The sequence below is a fragment of the Streptomyces sp. NPDC006259 genome (assembly GCF_042870975.1).
Classification (GTDB): Bacteria; Actinomycetota; Actinomycetes; order Streptomycetales; family Streptomycetaceae; genus Streptomyces.
Genome location: NZ_JBIAHY010000004.1, coordinates 684,622 through 699,932 on the forward strand (window position 1 = coordinate 684,622; position 15,311 = coordinate 699,932).

Sequence of the window (15,311 nt, forward strand, 5' to 3'; positions counted from 1 at the left end):
GACGCGGGCCTGACGGATCAACAGCGAACCTCGGGGTGCGAACCTTGGCTTTCCAGATGCCGGACCGCGGCGGAGGCCCGACCGGGCCACGGATCAGAGTGGGCCGCCCCTCCCGGCGTGTCCGCACTCTGCTCATGACACTGGGCGTGCTTGCCGTCCTGGCCATGGCGTTCACCATGTTCGCCGGGTTCTGGACGGACTGGCTCTGGTACCGGTCGGTGAACTACTCCTCCGTCTTCACGACCACCCTGTCGACCAAGATCGGACTCTTCTTCGTCTTCGGTCTGCTGATGGCCCTCGCGGTCGGGCTGAACATCTGGCTGGCCCACCGCCTGCGGCCGCCGCTCAGCGCCATGTCGATGGAGCAGCAGAGCCTCGACCGGTACCGCATGGGCATCGCCCCGTACAAGAAGTGGCTGCTGCTCGCGATCACCGCCCTCGTCGGACTGATCGCCGGCGCCTCCGCCTCCGGGCAGTGGCGGACCTGGCTGATGTGGGTCAACGGCGTGTCCTTCGGACAGAAGGACCCGCAGTTCCACCTCGACGTGTCCTTCTACGCCTTCGACCTGCCCTGGTACCGGTTCCTGCTCGGCTTCGGCTTCGCCGCCACGATCCTCTCGCTGATCGCCGCCGCGCTCACCCACTACCTCTACGGCGGGCTCCGCGTCACCAGCCCCGGTGCGCGCGCCACGGCGGCGGCCACCGGGCATCTGTCGGTGCTGCTGGGCGTCTTCGTCGCCCTGAAGGCGGTCGCGTACTGGCTCGACCGGTACGGCCTGGCGGTGAAGTCCAGTGACTTCAAGGCCACCGACAACTGGACCGGCCTGCGCTACGTCGACGCCAACGCCTACCTGCCGGCCAAGACGATCCTGTTCTGCATCGCGGTCATCTGCGCCCTGCTGTTCTTCGCCACGCTGTGGCGGCGCACCTGGCAGCTGCCCGTCATCGGCTTCGGCCTGATGGTGCTGTCCGCGATCCTGATCGGCGGCCTGTACCCGGCGATCGTCCAGAAGTTCCAGGTCCAGCCGAACGAGCAGGCCAAGGAAGCGCCGTACGTCGAGAAGAACCTCAAGGCGACGCGTGAGGCGTACGGCATCGAGGGCGCCCAGGTCACCGACTACTCGGGGACGAGCAAGACCGAGGACAAGACGACGCTGCGCGACGACGTGGCCGGCGCGGCCAGCATCCGCGTCCTGGACCCGAACATCGTGTCGCCGACCTTCCAGCAGCTCCAGCAGATCCGCAAGTACTACGCCTTCCCGACCAACCTGGACGTGGACCGCTACCACGTGAACGGCCAGGACCAGGACACGGTCATCGGTCTGCGCGAGCTGAACCTCGCGGGCGTGGACAAGCAGAACTGGATCAACAACCACTTCCGCTACACCCACGGCTACGGCGTGGTCGCCGCCAAGGGCACCACCGCCGACACCGACGGCCGCCCGGCCTTCACCGAGTCCAACCTGCCGTCGGAGGGCGTGCTCGGCAAGTACGAGCAGCGCATCTACTACGGCGAGAAGACGACCACGTACTCGATCGTCGGCGGTCCCCAGAAGGAGATCGACTACTCCGACGACCAGGGCGAGAAGACGACCAGTTACACGGGCAGGAGCGGGGTCAACCTCTCCAACCCGGTCAACCGGGCCGCGTACGCGGTGGCGTTCGGAGAACCGCAGATCATGTACTCCGGTGCGATCGGCGAGGGTTCGAGGATCCTCTACAACCGCACCCCCAAGGAGCGGGTCGAGGCGGTCGCCCCCTGGCTGACCATCGACGGCGACGCCTATCCGGCGGTCGTGGGCGACCGGGTCCAGTGGATCGTCGACGCGTACACGACCACCAACGGCTACCCGTACGCCTCGCGTACGACCCTCGGTGACACGACGGCCGACTCGCTGACCGCCACCAACAACAACCGCGCGGTGGTCGCCCAGCAGAACCAGGTCAACTACATCCGCAACTCGGTGAAGGCGACCGTCGACGCGTACACCGGCGAGGTCAAGCTCTTCCAGTGGGACACCAAGGACCCGGTCCTGAAGACCTGGATGAAGGCCTTCCCCGGCACGGTGGAGAAGAAGTCGGAGATCTCCGGCGACCTGATGGCCCATCTCCGCTACCCCCAGGACCTGTTCAAGGTCCAGCGCGAGCTGCTCACCCGCTACCACGTGAAGGACGCGACGACGTTCCTCAGCGGCAGCGAGGTCTGGCAGGTGCCGAACGACCCGACCAACCAGTCGAACGACGCGGTGCCGCCGTACTACCTGAGCATGAAGATGCCCGACCAGAAGGCCCAGGCGTTCTCGCTGACGACGACCTTCACGCCCAACGGCCGGGACAACCTCAGCGCGTTCATGTCGGTCGACTCCGAGGCCGGCACCTCCGACTACGGCAAGATCAGAGTCCTGAAGCTGCCGACCAGCACGACGGTCGACGGACCCAAACAGGTGCAGAGCCAGTTCAACTCCGAACAGGACATCGCCGAGTCCATCAGGCTGCTGAAGGGCGGCGACTCGGAGGTCGAGTACGGCAACCTGCTGACGGTGCCGCTCGACGGAGGACTGCTCTACGTGGAGCCGGTCTACGTCCGCGGTGGCGGACTGAAGTACCCGCTGCTGCGCAAGGTGTTGGTGTCCTACGGAGGCGTCACCGCCTTCGAGGACTCCCTCGACGAGGCCCTCAACAAGGTCTTCGGCACGGAGGGCGCCGCACCGAAGCCACCCGCGGACGACGGGGGCACCACCCCGCCACCGGCCACCGGTGACGCGACGGTCCAGGAGGCCCTCCAGGACGCCCAGAAGGCCTTCACCGCGGGCCAGGAGGCCCTCAAGAAGCCCGACTGGGAGGCGTACGCCAAGGCGCAGGCGGATCTCGAGGCCGCGCTGAAGCGGGCCGAGGACGCGCAGGCCGCGGCGGACAGGAAGGGCGGGAGCAGTCCGAGCCCCAGCAGCTCGCCGAGCGCGAGTGCCAAGCCGGGGTCCGGAGCGAGTGCCAAGCCCGGGGCGGGAGCCAGTCCCGAGCCGAGCGCGAGCGGCAGTCCCAGCGGCTGATCAAGAACCACCCCGCGTCGTGGTACGGTTGTGGAACACGACGCGGGGTGGAGCAGCTCGGTAGCTCGCTGGGCTCATAACCCAGAGGTCGCAGGTTCAAATCCTGTCCCCGCTACTCCAGGCGAAGGCCCGGATCCTGAAAAGGATCCGGGCCTTCGTGGTGTGCGAACACATGTCCTCGGAGCGGAACCGCCGTGCCGCCGTGGGGAGTTGGTGGCATCTGTGTTTGACTTGTCTCTCTGTGGGCATGTCGACAAAACGCTGAAGTGACCTTATGGGCTGCGGTATACCAGGTGTACCCCGGTTGCAGGTGGTGCGACGATGGACGTTATGGGGGACAAGGCAACTCTGTTCGAGACAGGGCGATTTGTGCAGCCTTCCGGTGTGGAAGCGACCCCGGACGAAACCTCTGAGGAGGCTTCGGACATCGGTCGGGACGAGAGCCGGGACGAGACGGGAGAGGCCGTCGAGGAAGCGCGCCGACGGCTCGCGGCCGAGGCCGGCGACGTCGAGGCGATGAGCGTCCTCGGGGCCCTGCTGCTGCGCCGCGGCGATCTCGACGGAGCCGAACCCCACTTGCGTGCCGCCACCACGGCGGGCGACCGTGCCGCCGCCAACAACCTGGGCGTCCTCCTCCACCAGCGCGGCTACCCCGACGAGGCCGCCGGGTGGTGGCGGGTCGCCGCCGTCGCCGGCTCTGCGCCCGCGGCGCACGCGCTGGGCCGCCACCACCGCGAACGCGGCGACGAACCGGCCGCCGAGTACTGGCTGCGCCAGGCCGCCGAGCAGGGTCACGTCCTGGGCGCCTACGCCCTCGCCGACCTGCTGGAGCACCGGGGAGACCACCCGGGCGCCGAGCGGTGGATGCGGGCCGCCGCCGAACGAGGGCACCGGGAGGCGGCGTACCGGCTGGCGCGGGCGCTCGACCGGAGGGAGCCGCACGTCCCCGACGGGCGCGGGAACGCCATCGGCAAGGGTGCCGCGGTGCCCGCGGAGGCCGAACAGTGGTACCGGCAGGCCGCCGCGCGCGGCCACCGGCGGGCCGCACTGCACCTCGGGGCCATCCTCGAGCGGCGCGGCGAGCTGAAGGAGGCCGGGCGGTGGTACCTGACGTCCGCCAAGGACGGCGAGCCCCGGGCCGCCTGCGCCCTCGGATTCCTGCTGCGTGACGCCGGCGACACGGAGAACGCCGCCGTGTGGTGGCTGCGCGCCGCCCAGGACGGCGACGGCAACGCGGCCAACGCGCTGGGCGCCCTGTACGCCGAACGCAACCAGACCCAGACCGCCGAGCGCTGGTACCGGGCGGCCATGGACGCCGGGGACGACAACGGCGCCTACAACCTCGCCCTGCTCTGCGCCGAGCAGGGCCGTACCGCGCAGGCCGAGCAGTGGTACCGGCGCGCCGCGTACGCCGGACACCGCGAGGCCGCCAACGCGCTGGCGGTCCTGCTGCTCCAGGGCGGGGACGCGGCCGGGGCCGAGCCGTGGTTCTCCAAGGCCGCGGAGGCGGGCAGCGTGGACGCCGCCTTCAACCTGGGAATCCTGTTCGCCGGCCGCGGCGAGGACGCGGTCGCGCTGCGCTGGTACGAGCGCGCGGCGGCGGCCGGGCACACCGAGGCGGCACTCCAGGTCGGCATCGCCCGGCTGCGGGAGGGCGACGAGCAGGCCGCCGAAGTGCATCTTCGGTGCGCGGCGGGCGGGGGCAGCGCGGAGGCGGCGTACCGGCTGGCGTCCGTGCTCGACGCCCGTCGGCCGCCCCAGCCGGCGCACGAGCTGGGCGAGACCGTGCATGAGAAGACCGAGTGCGAGGAGTGGTACGAGCGGGCGGCGACCCAGGGGCACCGGCGGGCGCAGGTGCGGGTCGGGATGCTGGCCGCCGCGCGCGGAGACGTGGTGCAGGCGGCGCGGTGGTACCGGACGGCCGCGGAAGCCGGCTCGCGCAACGGAGCCTTCAATCTGGGGCTGCTGCTCGCGCGGGAGGGCAGCGAGCCCGAGGCCGCCGTGTGGTGGACGCGGGCGGCCGACGCCGGGCACGGGCGGGCGGCGTTGCGCCTTGCCCTCGTCTACGCGCGTCGGGGGGAGCTGGCGGAGGGGCAGCGGTGGGCGGACCGGGCGGTGTCGCTCGGGCCGGCGGAGGTGGCGGAGCGGGCCGCCCGGTTGCGGGATGCCCTGCGGGAGGAGCTGTCGGCCTGAGCCCGGCCGGCGGCCGTGCGTGGCGCCGGGGTGGCCTTCACCCCGGTCCAGGGGTGACGCCGGTGCCGGTACGGGATTCACCCCGGTCGAGGGTTGACGCCGGTGCCGGTATGGGCTTCGGCCCCGCCCCTTTCCTCTGGCCCTCGTGGCTGCCGTTCCAGCCCCCTGCTGTCGGCCCTCAGGGTCCCGTCCTCGAACGCCTGACGGGCTGGGTGGGTCTGACCTGCGACAACGGGGAGCGGTAATGGATTTGCTTCTTCCCGTCCCCGTGACGTAACGTTGCATTCAACGGCGCGGGGTGGAGCAGCTCGGTAGCTCGCTGGGCTCATAACCCAGAGGTCGCAGGTTCAAATCCTGTCCCCGCTACTGAAGGTCGAGGGCCGGAATCCGCAAGGGTTCCGGCCCTCGACTCGTTTCCGAGCCGTGTGGCAGGCAGCGCGAAGCCCCGGCGTCCAGGAGGATGCCGGGGCTTCGGTGTCGCGTGGGCTACGCCGCCGCGCAGTTCGGGCAGACGCCGCGGTACGTCACCTCGACGCCCGAGACGGTGAAGCCGAAGCGCTCCGTGTCGGGAAGGTCGGCCAGCGGGTTGCCGCTCGGGTGGACGTCGCGGATCGCGCCGCACTGCGCGCACACCAGGTGATGGTGCGGCCGGTGCGCGTTGGGGTCGTACCGCTTGGCGCGCTTGTCGGTGGCGACCTCGAGCACCTCGCCGAGGGAGACCAGCTCACCGAGCGTGTTGTAGACGGTCGCCCGGGAGATCTCGGGCAGCTTGGCGACGGCCCGTGCGTGGACCTCGTCGGCCGTCAGGTGGACGTGTTCGCCGTCGAGGACCTCGGCCACGACGCGCCTCTGCGCGGTCATCCGCCATCCGCGGCCGCGCAGCCGTTCCAGTAGGTCGCTCATGAGCACCAGCCTAACAGCAGGGGGACCCGAGTCCCGAACAGGTGTGACTTTGGAGCTTTCCTTGACTTAGACAATGTCTATTGTAGGATCGGGACTGGATTTAGCCAAGTGACAGGAACGGTCGGGAATGACGCAGGAGACGCACGTGACGCAGGGGCCGCTTACGACGGAGGCCGGCGCGCCGGTGGCCGACAACCAGAACAGCGAGACCGCGGGCGTGGGCGGTCCCGTGCTCGTCCAGGACCAGCTGCTCCTGGAGAAGCTGGCGCACTTCAACCGCGAGCGCATCCCGGAGCGCGTCGTGCACGCCCGCGGCGCCGGCGCCTACGGCACCTTCACGGTGACCGCCGACGTCACCCCGTACACCCGGGCGGCGTTCCTCTCGACGGTCGGCAAGCAGACGGAGACGTTCCTGCGGTTCTCGACCGTGGCGGGCAACCTCGGTGCCGCGGACGCCGTCCGCGACCCGCGCGGATTCGCCCTGAAGTTCTACACCGAGCAGGGCAACTACGACCTCGTCGGCAACAACACCCCGGTGTTCTTCATCAAGGACGCCATCAAGTTCCCCGACTTCATCCACACCCAGAAGCGGGACCCGTACACGGGCTCGCAGGAGGCGGACAACGTCTGGGACTTCTGGGGACTCAGCCCCGAGAGCACCCACCAGGTGACCTGGCTGTTCGGCGACCGCGGCATTCCGGCGAGCTACCGCCACATGGACGGCTTCGGCTCCCACACCTACCAGTGGAACAACGAGGCCGGCGAGGCCTTCTGGGTCAAGTACCACTTCAAGACCGACCAGGGCATCAAGACCCTCACCCAGGCCGAGGCCGCCCGGCTCGCCGGTGCGGACCCCGACTCCCATCAGCGGGACCTGCGTGAGGCGATCGAGCGCGGGGAGTACCCGACCTGGACGGTCGGCGTGCAGATCATGCCGGTGGCCGACGCGGCGACGTACCGCTTCAACCCGTTCGACCTGACCAAGGTGTGGCCGCACGCCGACTACCCGGTGATCGAGTTCGGCAGGCTGGAGCTGAACCGCAACCCGGAGAACATCTTCGCCGAGGTCGAGCAGTCGGTCTTCTCCCCGGCGCACTTCGTGCCGGGCATCGGCCCCTCGCCGGACAAGATGCTCCAGGGCCGCCTCTTCGCCTACGGCGACGCGCACCGCTACCGCGTCGGCGTCAACGCCGACCACCTGCCGGTGAACCGCCCGCACGCCACCGTGGCGCGCACCCACGCGCGGGACGGCCTCCTGTACGACGGCCGCCACGGCGGAGCGAAGAACTACGAGCCGAACAGCTTCGGCGGACCGTTCCAGACCGACCGTCCGCTGTGGTCCGCGACCGCGGTGACCGGCGGGACGGGGAACCACCCGGCGCCCGTCCATGCCGAGGACGACGACTTCGTGCAGGCGGGCAACCTCTACCGGCTGATGTCGGAGCCGGAGAAGGAGCGCCTGATCGCCAACCTGGCGGGCTTCCTCGCCAAGGTCTCGCGCGACGACATCGTGGAGCGGGCGATCGACAACTTCCGTCGGGCCGACGGAGACTACGGCAAGCGGCTGGAGGCCGCGGTCCAGGCCCTGCGCGGCTGAGACTCCAGCACTGGACCGCTTGTCGTGGGCGGACGGGCCGGATTCCCCTCGGGGAGTCCGGCCCGTCCGTGCTCACCGGGCCGGAGCGGGCTGCCGTACGGGTGCCCAGCAGCGGATGATGTCGCGGACGGAGACGATGCCGACGGCCTCCTCGCGCTCCAGGACGACGAGATGCCGGAAGCCGCCGTGTGCCATCGCCGCGGCCGCCTCCTCCAGGGTCCAGGTGGGGGCGGCGAAGACGACGTCGTTGGTGGTGTGGGCATGGGTGCGTTCCGTGTCCGGGCTCTGGCCGAGGGCGACGGAGTTGAGGATGTCCCGCTCGGTCAGGATGCCGATTCCGCCGGCGTCCGGGTCGTGTACCAGGGCCGCGCCGACGCGGCGTGCGGACATCAGGGCGGCGGCCTGCCGAAGGGTGTGCGCGGGGCCGATGGTGAGCACCACCGTGCTCATGGCGTCGCGGACGAGCATGGGCTGAGCACCTCCTAAGAATCCGCCGGTGCGCGGATTCACAAATGCACAAGTGGGGGTGGTGTCAGCGTGGCAGGTAAAGCACGGGTCAACAAGGGGGCGCGCGCGTCCAATTGAGGGCGCACGCGCTCATCTGTGTCGATCAGTTGCGCTCGTTGAGATAGCCCAGCAGCTCCTCGTGGAGCAGACCGTTCGACGCGGCCGCGTTGCCGCTGTGCGGGCCCGGACGGCCGTCCAGGCCGGTGAAGGTGCCGCCGGCCTCCGTCACCACGATCGCCGTGGCCGCCATGTCCCACAGGGACAGTTCGGGTTCCGCGCACAGGTCGACCGAGCCCTCGGCGACCATCATGTACGGCCAGAAATCGCCGTACGCGCGCGTGCGCCAGACCTCACGGGTCAGATCCAGGAAGCCGTTCAGCCTGCCCTGCTCCTCCCAGCCGGTCAGCGAGGAGTAGGCGAAGGAGGCGTCCGAGAGCGTCGACACCCGGGAGACGTGCATCCGGGCGGCCGAGGTCAGGCTGCGTCCGGTGAAGGCGCCGTGCCCCTTGGCGGCCCACCAGCGGCGGCCCAGGGCCGGCGCGGACACGACACCGACGACGGGCTGGTAGCCCCCCTCGGCGGCCTCCATCAGCGAGATCAGGGTGGCCCAGACGGGGACGCCGCGGACGTAGTTCTTGGTGCCGTCGATCGGGTCGATCACCCAGCGCCGGGGTCCGGTTCCCTCGATGCCGTACTCCTCGCCCAGGATCGCGTCGCGCGGGCGGGCCCGCTGGAGCTGGCCCCGGATCAGCTCCTCGGCGGCCTTGTCCGCCTCGCTCACCGGGGTCATGTCCGGTTTCGTCTCGACCTTGAGGTCGAGAGCCTTGAAGCGGGCCATGGTCGCGGCGTCGGCGGCGTCCGCGAGGACGTGCGCGAGGCGGAGGTCGTCGTGGTAGTCCGGCATGGGACGAACCGTATCCGCCGTGGTGGGGGTGGGGCCACAGGGGGCCCGGCGGGCGCCCGCCGAAGGGTGGCCGGGTGGGGTGCGGGCCGGCGTGCGGGGGTGGTGGAGGCCGCGTGCGGTGGCGATGGAGGCGGTGTCCGGTGGCGATGCCGCCCTCGCGAACCCTTGACAGTGCGTACGGGCGCGTCAAACCTGGGCGCAGAGCCGCTCGTCCCAGGGAGGCGATGATGCCTGCGCGGGAATCCCTACTGGACGCCGCCTACGCGGCGGTCGCGCGTCGGCCGTGGGCCGCCGTGCGCATGGTGGACGTCGCCGCGACGGCCGGGGTGTCGCGGCAGACCCTCTACAACGAGTTCGGCAGCAAGGAGGGGCTGGCCCGCGCGCTCGTGCGGCGGGAGGCCGACGGCTATCTCGCCGGGGCCGAGAGGGCGTTGGGGGTGCAGGGCGACGCGCGGGAGCGGCTGGTGGCGGTCGCGGAGTGGACGGTTTCCGCAGCACGGGGGAACGCGGTGGTACGGGCCCTGCTCACCGGGTGCTGGGGGGCGAGGCTGCCCTCGTTGAGCTTGGCCGCGGTGGCGTCGTCCTCCGCCGTGCCGGCGCAGCGGCGGGCGGACGGGGCGTTGCCCTCGCCGGGGGAGCTGGTGCGGGCGGTGCGGGATCGGGCCGTGGCCGTGCTGGGAGGCGCGGGTGGGGGCGGCGGTGAGGTCGGGCTGATCTGCGAGGTGGTGGTGCGGCTGGCGTTGTCCTGTGTGGCGGCGCCGCCGGGCGAGGGCGGCGGGGGTGCCGTGGCGGAGTTGGTGCGGGGGGCCCTCTACCGGCAGGGCCTGGTGTGAGGGGCGTTCGCGGCGCTGCCGCCCGTTCCCGCGGCGCGTCGCTGGTTCCCCCGGCGCTGTCGCCCGTTCCCGCGCCCCCGGCGCTCGTTCGCGTCCCCCGGCGTCCGTTCCCGTCTTCCGGAGAGGACGAGTGCCGGGCCTCCGGCCGGGCGAGGCCGGCCGGAGGCTAGTGCGCCGAGCCCGACAGCTGGAGGCCGATCACTCCGATGATCACCAGGCTGATCGAGACGATCTTCAGGACGGAGACCAGGTCCCCCAGGAAGATCATTCCGTAGATCGCGGTGCCGGCCGCGCCGATGCCGGTCCAGACCGCGTAGGCGGGACCCACGTCGAGTTTCCTGAGGGCCAGGGTCAGCAGGCCGAAACTGCCGAGGGCGAACGCGCAGAAGGCGATCGTCGGCCAGAGCCTGGTGAAACCGTGGGACAGCTTCAGGCAGACGGCGAAGCCGGTCTCGAGCATTCCCGCGACGATGACCAGCAGCCACGCCATGTGCTGTCCTCCCGTGTAAGCGGCTCGGTGCGATTATGCACTTACCGAACCCTGGCACCCACAAACACGCGGGGATCAGTCGCCTTCCGTGCGCTCCCTCGTGGACAGCAGACGGCGCAGCGAGTACAGCCGCGCCGGGTCCGCGTGCCCCTCGGCCACCCACGCGTCCAGCGCACAGTCCGGCTCGTCGTGGCTGCACGCCCGCGGGCAGCCCTCCGTGCCGGGCACCAGGTCGGGGAAGGCGAGGATCACCCGGGACGGGTCGATGTGGGCCAGCCCGAAGGAACGCAGGCCAGGGGTGTCGATGACCCAGTCGTCCGTGCCGTTCAGGGGCAGGGCGAGAGCCGAGGTGGTGGTGTGGCGGCCGCGGCCCGTCACCGCGTTGACATGGCCCGTCACCCGGCGCCGTTCCTCGGGGACCAGCGTGTTCACCAGCGTGGTCTTGCCGACGCCCGAGTGGCCGACGAACGCCGTGGTCCGCCCGGCCAACTGCTCGCGCACCAGGTCCGCCGCGTCGCCGCCGGCCAGTTCCTCGCGGTTGGTGACGACGTACGGGATGTCGAGGTGGCCGTACAGCTCCAGCAGCTTGTCCGGGGACGCCAGGTCCGACTTCGTCATGACCAGCAGCGGGGTCAGACCGCCGTCGAACGCCGCGACCAGGCAGCGGTCGATCAGCCGCGGGCGCGGCTCGGGGTCGGCGAGGGCGGTCACGATCGCGAGCTGGTCGGCGTTGGCCACCACCACGCGCTCGTACGGGTCGTCGTCGTCCGCGGTGCGGCGCAGCACCGAGGTGCGTGCCGCGATGCGGACGATGCGCGCGAGGGTGTCCTTCTGACCGGACAGGTCACCGACCAGGGCGACCCGGTCACCGACCACCGCGGCCTTGCGGCCCAGTTCGCGGGCCTTCATCGCCATCACGATGCGGTCCTCGACGAGGCAGGTGAGACGGCCCCGGTCGACGGTGAGGACCATGCCCTCGGCCGCGTCCTCGTGCTTGGGCCGGATGTGCGTACGAGGCCGGTTGCCCTTGCGGTTCGGGCGGCTGCGGATGTCGTCCTCGTCGGTGTGCTTGCCGTAGCGGCGCATGGCGAAAGTCCCTATACCCCGGACGCCCCGAGCATCCCGGTCCACAGCTCGGGGAAGTCCGGCAGGGTCTTCGCCGTCGTCGCCACGTTCTCGATCTGTACGCCCGCCACGGCCAGACCGATGATCGCGCCGGCCGTGGCCATGCGGTGGTCGTCGTAGGTGTGGAAGATCCCGCCGTGCAGCCGGCGCGGGCGGATGTGGAGGCCGTCGGCGGTCTCGGTGACGTCGCCGCCCAGCTCGTTGATCTCCTTGGTGAGCGCGGCCAGACGGTCCGTCTCGTGCAGCCGCAGGTGCGACACGCCCCGAAGGGTGGAGGGGGAGTCGGCGAGGGCGGCGACCGCCGCGATGCCCGGGGTCAGCTCGCCGACGTCGCTCAGGTCGACGTCGATGCCGTGAATCGTGCCCGATCCGGTGAACGCCAGGCCGTAGTCGGTCAGTTCGCAGGAACCGCCCATCTCGGTGAAGATCTCCCGCAGCCGGTCTCCCGGCTGGGTCGTCCGGGTCGGCCAGTCCGGGACGACGACCCGGCCACCGGTGACCAGCGCCGCCGCCAGGAAGGGCTGCGCGTTGGACAGGTCCGGTTCGACGGTCAGGTCCCGGCCGAGCAGCGCGCCCGGCGTGACCCGCCAGACGTTCGGCTCACCGCCCGCCTCCGGGGTGTCGACCTGGGCGCCGACGGCGCGCAGCATGTCCACCGTCATCCGGATGTGCGGCAGGGAAGGCAGCCTGGCGCCGGTGTGCCGAACCTCCACGCCCTGGTTGAAGCGCGGACCCGACAGCAGCAGGGCGCTCACGAACTGCGACGAGGACGAGGCGTCGACCTCGACCGGGCCGCCGTCCAGCGCGCCGCCGCCGTGCACCGTGAGCGGCAGTGAGCCCCGGCCGTCGTCGTCGATGCGGGCGCCGAGCACGCGCAGGGCGTCGATCACGGCGGTCAGGGGACGCTCGTACGAGCGCGGGTCGCCGTCGAAGCGGACCGGGCCGTCGGCGAGCGCGGCGACCGGCGGCAGGAAGCGCATCACCGTGCCCGCGTTGCCGACGTCCACGTTGGCCGGGCCGCGGAGACCGGTGGGGAACACGCGCCAGGCCTCGCCGGTCCCGTCCGGTCCCACGCCCTCCTCGATGCCCACGCCCATCTCGCGCAGGGCCGCCACCATGAGCAGGGTGTCGCGGGAGCGGAGGGGACGACGCAGCCAGCCGGGCTCGGAGGCCAGGGCGGCCAGGACGAGAGCGCGGTTGGTGACCGACTTGGACCCCGGCACGTGGACCGTCGCGTCGACGGCCTCGCTCGCGTGCGGGGCGGGCCAAAGGGCGGTGTGGGTGGGGTTCGGGGCCATGGCCCCACTGTATAAGCAGGGCATCGCCCAGGTGGTCCGGAGGAGGGGCCGGCCGGGGAGCGAACGGGCGTCGGGCTCCGGCGGCCCGCGCCCCTCCCGCGCCCTCCACGCCCCTCCGGCCGTGCCCTCGCCGAGGGCACGGATGCCAGCCACCCGGCCGCGACGACGTCCACGCCCCCGCGGGTCGGCCACGCCCTCGCACGACTACGCCTCCGCGGGCCTCGGCCGCCCGCTTCACACGCTGACCCACGCCCCTCCTGCGGCGCCCACCGGACTTCGCTGATCCACGCCCCTCGTGCGGCCCCCACCGGATTTCGCGGGCGTGCGCCCCTCCTGCGGCCCGCGCCGGCTGTGCCGCCCCGTGCCGGCTCCTGCGGCCCGCGCCGGCTGTGCCGCCCCGTGCCGGCTCCCGCGGCCCCACCGGCTGTGCCGCCCGTGCCGGTTCCCGCGGCCCGCTCCCAGCCCCCGCGCACTCCTCGTACCCCCCGGGTGCCTCCCCGAGGGGGCCTCAGAGCCCGAGCATCCAGCGCCCGCCGCCCAGCAGGGCGCACAGGCTGACCGCGTGGAACAGGAACAGCCACAGACCCGCCGGTACGTGGGTGAGGCGGGACAGCTGGTCCGCGTCCGATTCCCCCGCGCCGCCGCGGGACCGCTTCGCCTGGAGTTCGAAGGCCGGACGTACCCCGCCGAGAAGCAGGAACCACACCACCGCGTACGCGAACGCCGCCTGCACCTGGGGACCGGCCAGCCAGGACACCAGCAGGAACACGCCGCCCGTGAGGACCACGGTCAGCACCCCGTAGGCGTTGCGGATCATCACCAGCATCGCGACCAGCAGCGCCGTCGCCAGCCACAGCAGCAGCGTGATGCGTCCCGCGCCGAGCAGCGCGGCACCGCCCAGACCGAGCAGCGGGGGAGCGGTGTAGCCGGCGGCCGCGGTCAGGATCATGCCGAGGCCGTGCGGTTTGCCCCGGCTGAGGGTCAGGCCGCTGGTGTCGGAGTGCAGCCGTATGCCGGTCAGTCGGCGGCCGGTCAGCAGGGCGACCAGCCCGTGGCCGCCCTCGTGGGCGATGGTGATGGCGTTGCGGGAGAGCCGCCAGAGAGTGTGCGGGACGACCACGGCGAGCGCGGCGGCCATGGTGGCGACCACCACCCACAGGTCGGGGTCGGTCTGGGTGCCGACGAGCCGGTCCCAGAGGTCGGGCAGCGCGGTGGCGGCGGTGCTGTCCATGGTTTCCGGTGGCTCCCTCTTGTCCTAAGGAATCTGGCAGTGTGGCACGTGTGCGCGGACGGTATCGGAGACGCCGTAGGACCGCCGTTCGTTCCCGAGGAAACGCGCTGGTCACGGCGGTGAAGCCGCGGAGTGGACCGGCGCACTCGCTCCACGCCGCCGACTGTGTGCCGGCCGTGAGGCACCTGTGATCACACCCGGCGGCGATCCGTCCCGGCGGAGTCGGGGGGCACCAGCGCACCGCGCCGACCGCCGGGGGTGCGGGCCGCCTTCCGTAAGGTGGTGGGGGCGTGGGTTGACGATCGGTTGACGATCCAGCGTTTTCCGCAGGTCGGAGGGGTGGTTCGAGATGTGCGGACGGTATGCGGCGAGTCGCGGGCCCGAGGAGCTGGCGGAGGTCTTCGGCATCGAGAAGTGGGAGCCCGGGGAGAGCCTCGAGCCCGACTACAACGTGGCCCCCACCAAGGAGGTCCACGTGGTCCTGGACCGTCCTTTGAAGGACGTGCCGGATCCGCGTCCGGTTCGTCAGCTGCGCACCCTCAGGTGGGGTCTGGTCCCGTCCTGGTCGAAGACCCCCGAGGGCGCCGCCCGGATGATCAACGCGCGTGCGGAGACCGTCCACGAGAAGCCGTCGTTCCGCCGGGCCTTCGCCACCCGCCGCTGCGTGATCCCCGCCGACGGCTATTACGAGTGGGTCACCGGACAACAGGAGCGCGACCTGGAGGTCGAGGGCAGGAAGAAGCGGCCCCGCAAGCAGCCCTACTTCGTGCTCCCGGCCGACGGCTCAGTCCTCGCGATGGCCGGGCTGTACGAGTTCTGGCGCGACCGCACGCTGCCGGACGACCATCCGGGGGCCTGGTGGGCGACCTGCTCGGTGGTCACCACCGACGCCGAGACGGGCCCGCTGGCCGTGTCCCCCGCCGAGGGCCCGCGGACACTGGCCGACATCCACCCCCGGATGCCCCTGATGCTCACCCCCGACCGCTGGGACGCCTGGCTGGACCCGTCCCGCACGGACGTCGAGGAGCTGCGCTCCCTGCTCGCCCCGCCACCGCCCGGCCTGATGCGCGCCTACCCGGTGTCGACGACCGTGAGCAACGTGCGCAACAACGGCCCGGAGCTGCTGAAGGAGCTGGAGGGGCCCGAGGAGGGCACACTCTTCTGACGTGACCGACGCCGGGCG

Annotated in this window: 12 protein-coding genes and 2 tRNA genes; 7 read left to right on the top strand and 7 right to left on the bottom strand. The window is 71.5% G+C overall.

Features of this window, described 5'->3' with window-relative positions:
* Window positions 1–56 precede the first annotated feature (56 nt).
* The 4 genes from ACFYO5_RS19690 (at window position 57) to ACFYO5_RS19705 (ending at window position 5,606) form a co-directional block, all read left to right on the top strand.
* Complete coding sequence (locus ACFYO5_RS19690) at window positions 57–3,047, top strand: UPF0182 family protein (protein ID WP_388710440.1); 2,991 nt, start codon at window positions 57–59, stop codon at window positions 3,045–3,047.
* Between the two features lie 41 nt (window positions 3,048–3,088).
* Window positions 3,089–3,162 (top strand) — tRNA-Met (locus ACFYO5_RS19695).
* A 206-nt stretch (window positions 3,163–3,368) separates the two neighbouring features.
* Window positions 3,369–5,240 (top strand): tetratricopeptide repeat protein, encoded by a 1,872-nt coding sequence (locus tag ACFYO5_RS19700; RefSeq protein ID WP_388710101.1) that lies wholly within the window; start codon window positions 3,369–3,371, stop codon window positions 5,238–5,240.
* Between the two features lie 292 nt (window positions 5,241–5,532).
* Window positions 5,533–5,606, top strand: a tRNA-Met gene (locus ACFYO5_RS19705).
* A 120-nt stretch (window positions 5,607–5,726) separates the two neighbouring features.
* On the opposite strand, the gene ACFYO5_RS19710 is transcribed toward ACFYO5_RS19705, so the two are convergent.
* Window positions 5,727–6,143: a Fur family transcriptional regulator gene (locus tag ACFYO5_RS19710; RefSeq protein ID WP_086771645.1), complete on the bottom strand. Its 417-nt coding sequence runs from the start codon at window positions 6,141–6,143 to the stop codon at window positions 5,727–5,729.
* 145 nt (window positions 6,144–6,288) lie between these two features.
* On the opposite strand from ACFYO5_RS19710, the gene ACFYO5_RS19715 reads away from it, so the two are divergent.
* Complete coding sequence (locus ACFYO5_RS19715) at window positions 6,289–7,740, top strand: catalase (RefSeq protein ID WP_388710442.1); 1,452 nt, start codon at window positions 6,289–6,291, stop codon at window positions 7,738–7,740.
* 72 nt (window positions 7,741–7,812) lie between these two features.
* Here the strand turns inward: ACFYO5_RS19715 and ACFYO5_RS19720 are convergent, their stop codons facing one another.
* Both ACFYO5_RS19720 and hisN read right to left on the bottom strand, forming a co-directional pair.
* A complete protein-coding gene (locus tag ACFYO5_RS19720) occupies window positions 7,813–8,208 on the bottom strand; it encodes a cyclic nucleotide-binding/CBS domain-containing protein (protein WP_388710104.1) in 396 nt (131 codons plus the stop codon).
* A 142-nt stretch (window positions 8,209–8,350) separates the two neighbouring features.
* On the bottom strand, window positions 8,351–9,151 hold the full coding sequence (gene hisN, locus ACFYO5_RS19725; RefSeq protein WP_388710106.1) for a histidinol-phosphatase: 801 nt from the start codon (window positions 9,149–9,151) through the stop codon (window positions 8,351–8,353).
* 224 nt (window positions 9,152–9,375) lie between these two features.
* On the opposite strand from hisN, the gene ACFYO5_RS19730 reads away from it, so the two are divergent.
* Complete coding sequence (locus ACFYO5_RS19730) at window positions 9,376–9,984, top strand: TetR/AcrR family transcriptional regulator (protein WP_388710108.1); 609 nt, start codon at window positions 9,376–9,378, stop codon at window positions 9,982–9,984.
* A gap of 166 nt (window positions 9,985–10,150) precedes the next feature.
* Here ACFYO5_RS19730 and ACFYO5_RS19735 read toward each other — a convergent pair whose 3' ends face one another.
* The 4 genes from ACFYO5_RS19735 to ACFYO5_RS19750 form a co-directional block, all read right to left on the bottom strand.
* Entirely contained in the window at window positions 10,151–10,474 is a 324-nt protein-coding gene (locus tag ACFYO5_RS19735; protein WP_356566314.1) for a multidrug efflux SMR transporter, read from the bottom strand.
* A gap of 75 nt (window positions 10,475–10,549) precedes the next feature.
* On the bottom strand, window positions 10,550–11,560 hold the full coding sequence (gene rsgA / locus ACFYO5_RS19740; protein WP_388710111.1) for a ribosome small subunit-dependent GTPase A: 1,011 nt from the start codon (window positions 11,558–11,560) through the stop codon (window positions 10,550–10,552).
* 11 nt (window positions 11,561–11,571) lie between these two features.
* On the bottom strand, window positions 11,572–12,897 hold the full coding sequence (aroA, locus tag ACFYO5_RS19745; protein ID WP_388710113.1) for a 3-phosphoshikimate 1-carboxyvinyltransferase: 1,326 nt from the start codon (window positions 12,895–12,897) through the stop codon (window positions 11,572–11,574).
* Window positions 12,898–13,405: 508 nt separating this feature from the next.
* A complete protein-coding gene (locus ACFYO5_RS19750; protein WP_388710115.1) occupies window positions 13,406–14,128 on the bottom strand; it encodes a M50 family metallopeptidase in 723 nt (240 codons plus the stop codon).
* A gap of 349 nt (window positions 14,129–14,477) precedes the next feature.
* On the opposite strand from ACFYO5_RS19750, the gene ACFYO5_RS19755 reads away from it, so the two are divergent.
* Complete coding sequence (locus ACFYO5_RS19755; protein ID WP_388710117.1) at window positions 14,478–15,293, top strand: SOS response-associated peptidase; 816 nt, start codon at window positions 14,478–14,480, stop codon at window positions 15,291–15,293.
* Window positions 15,294–15,311: the final 18 nt, after the last annotated feature.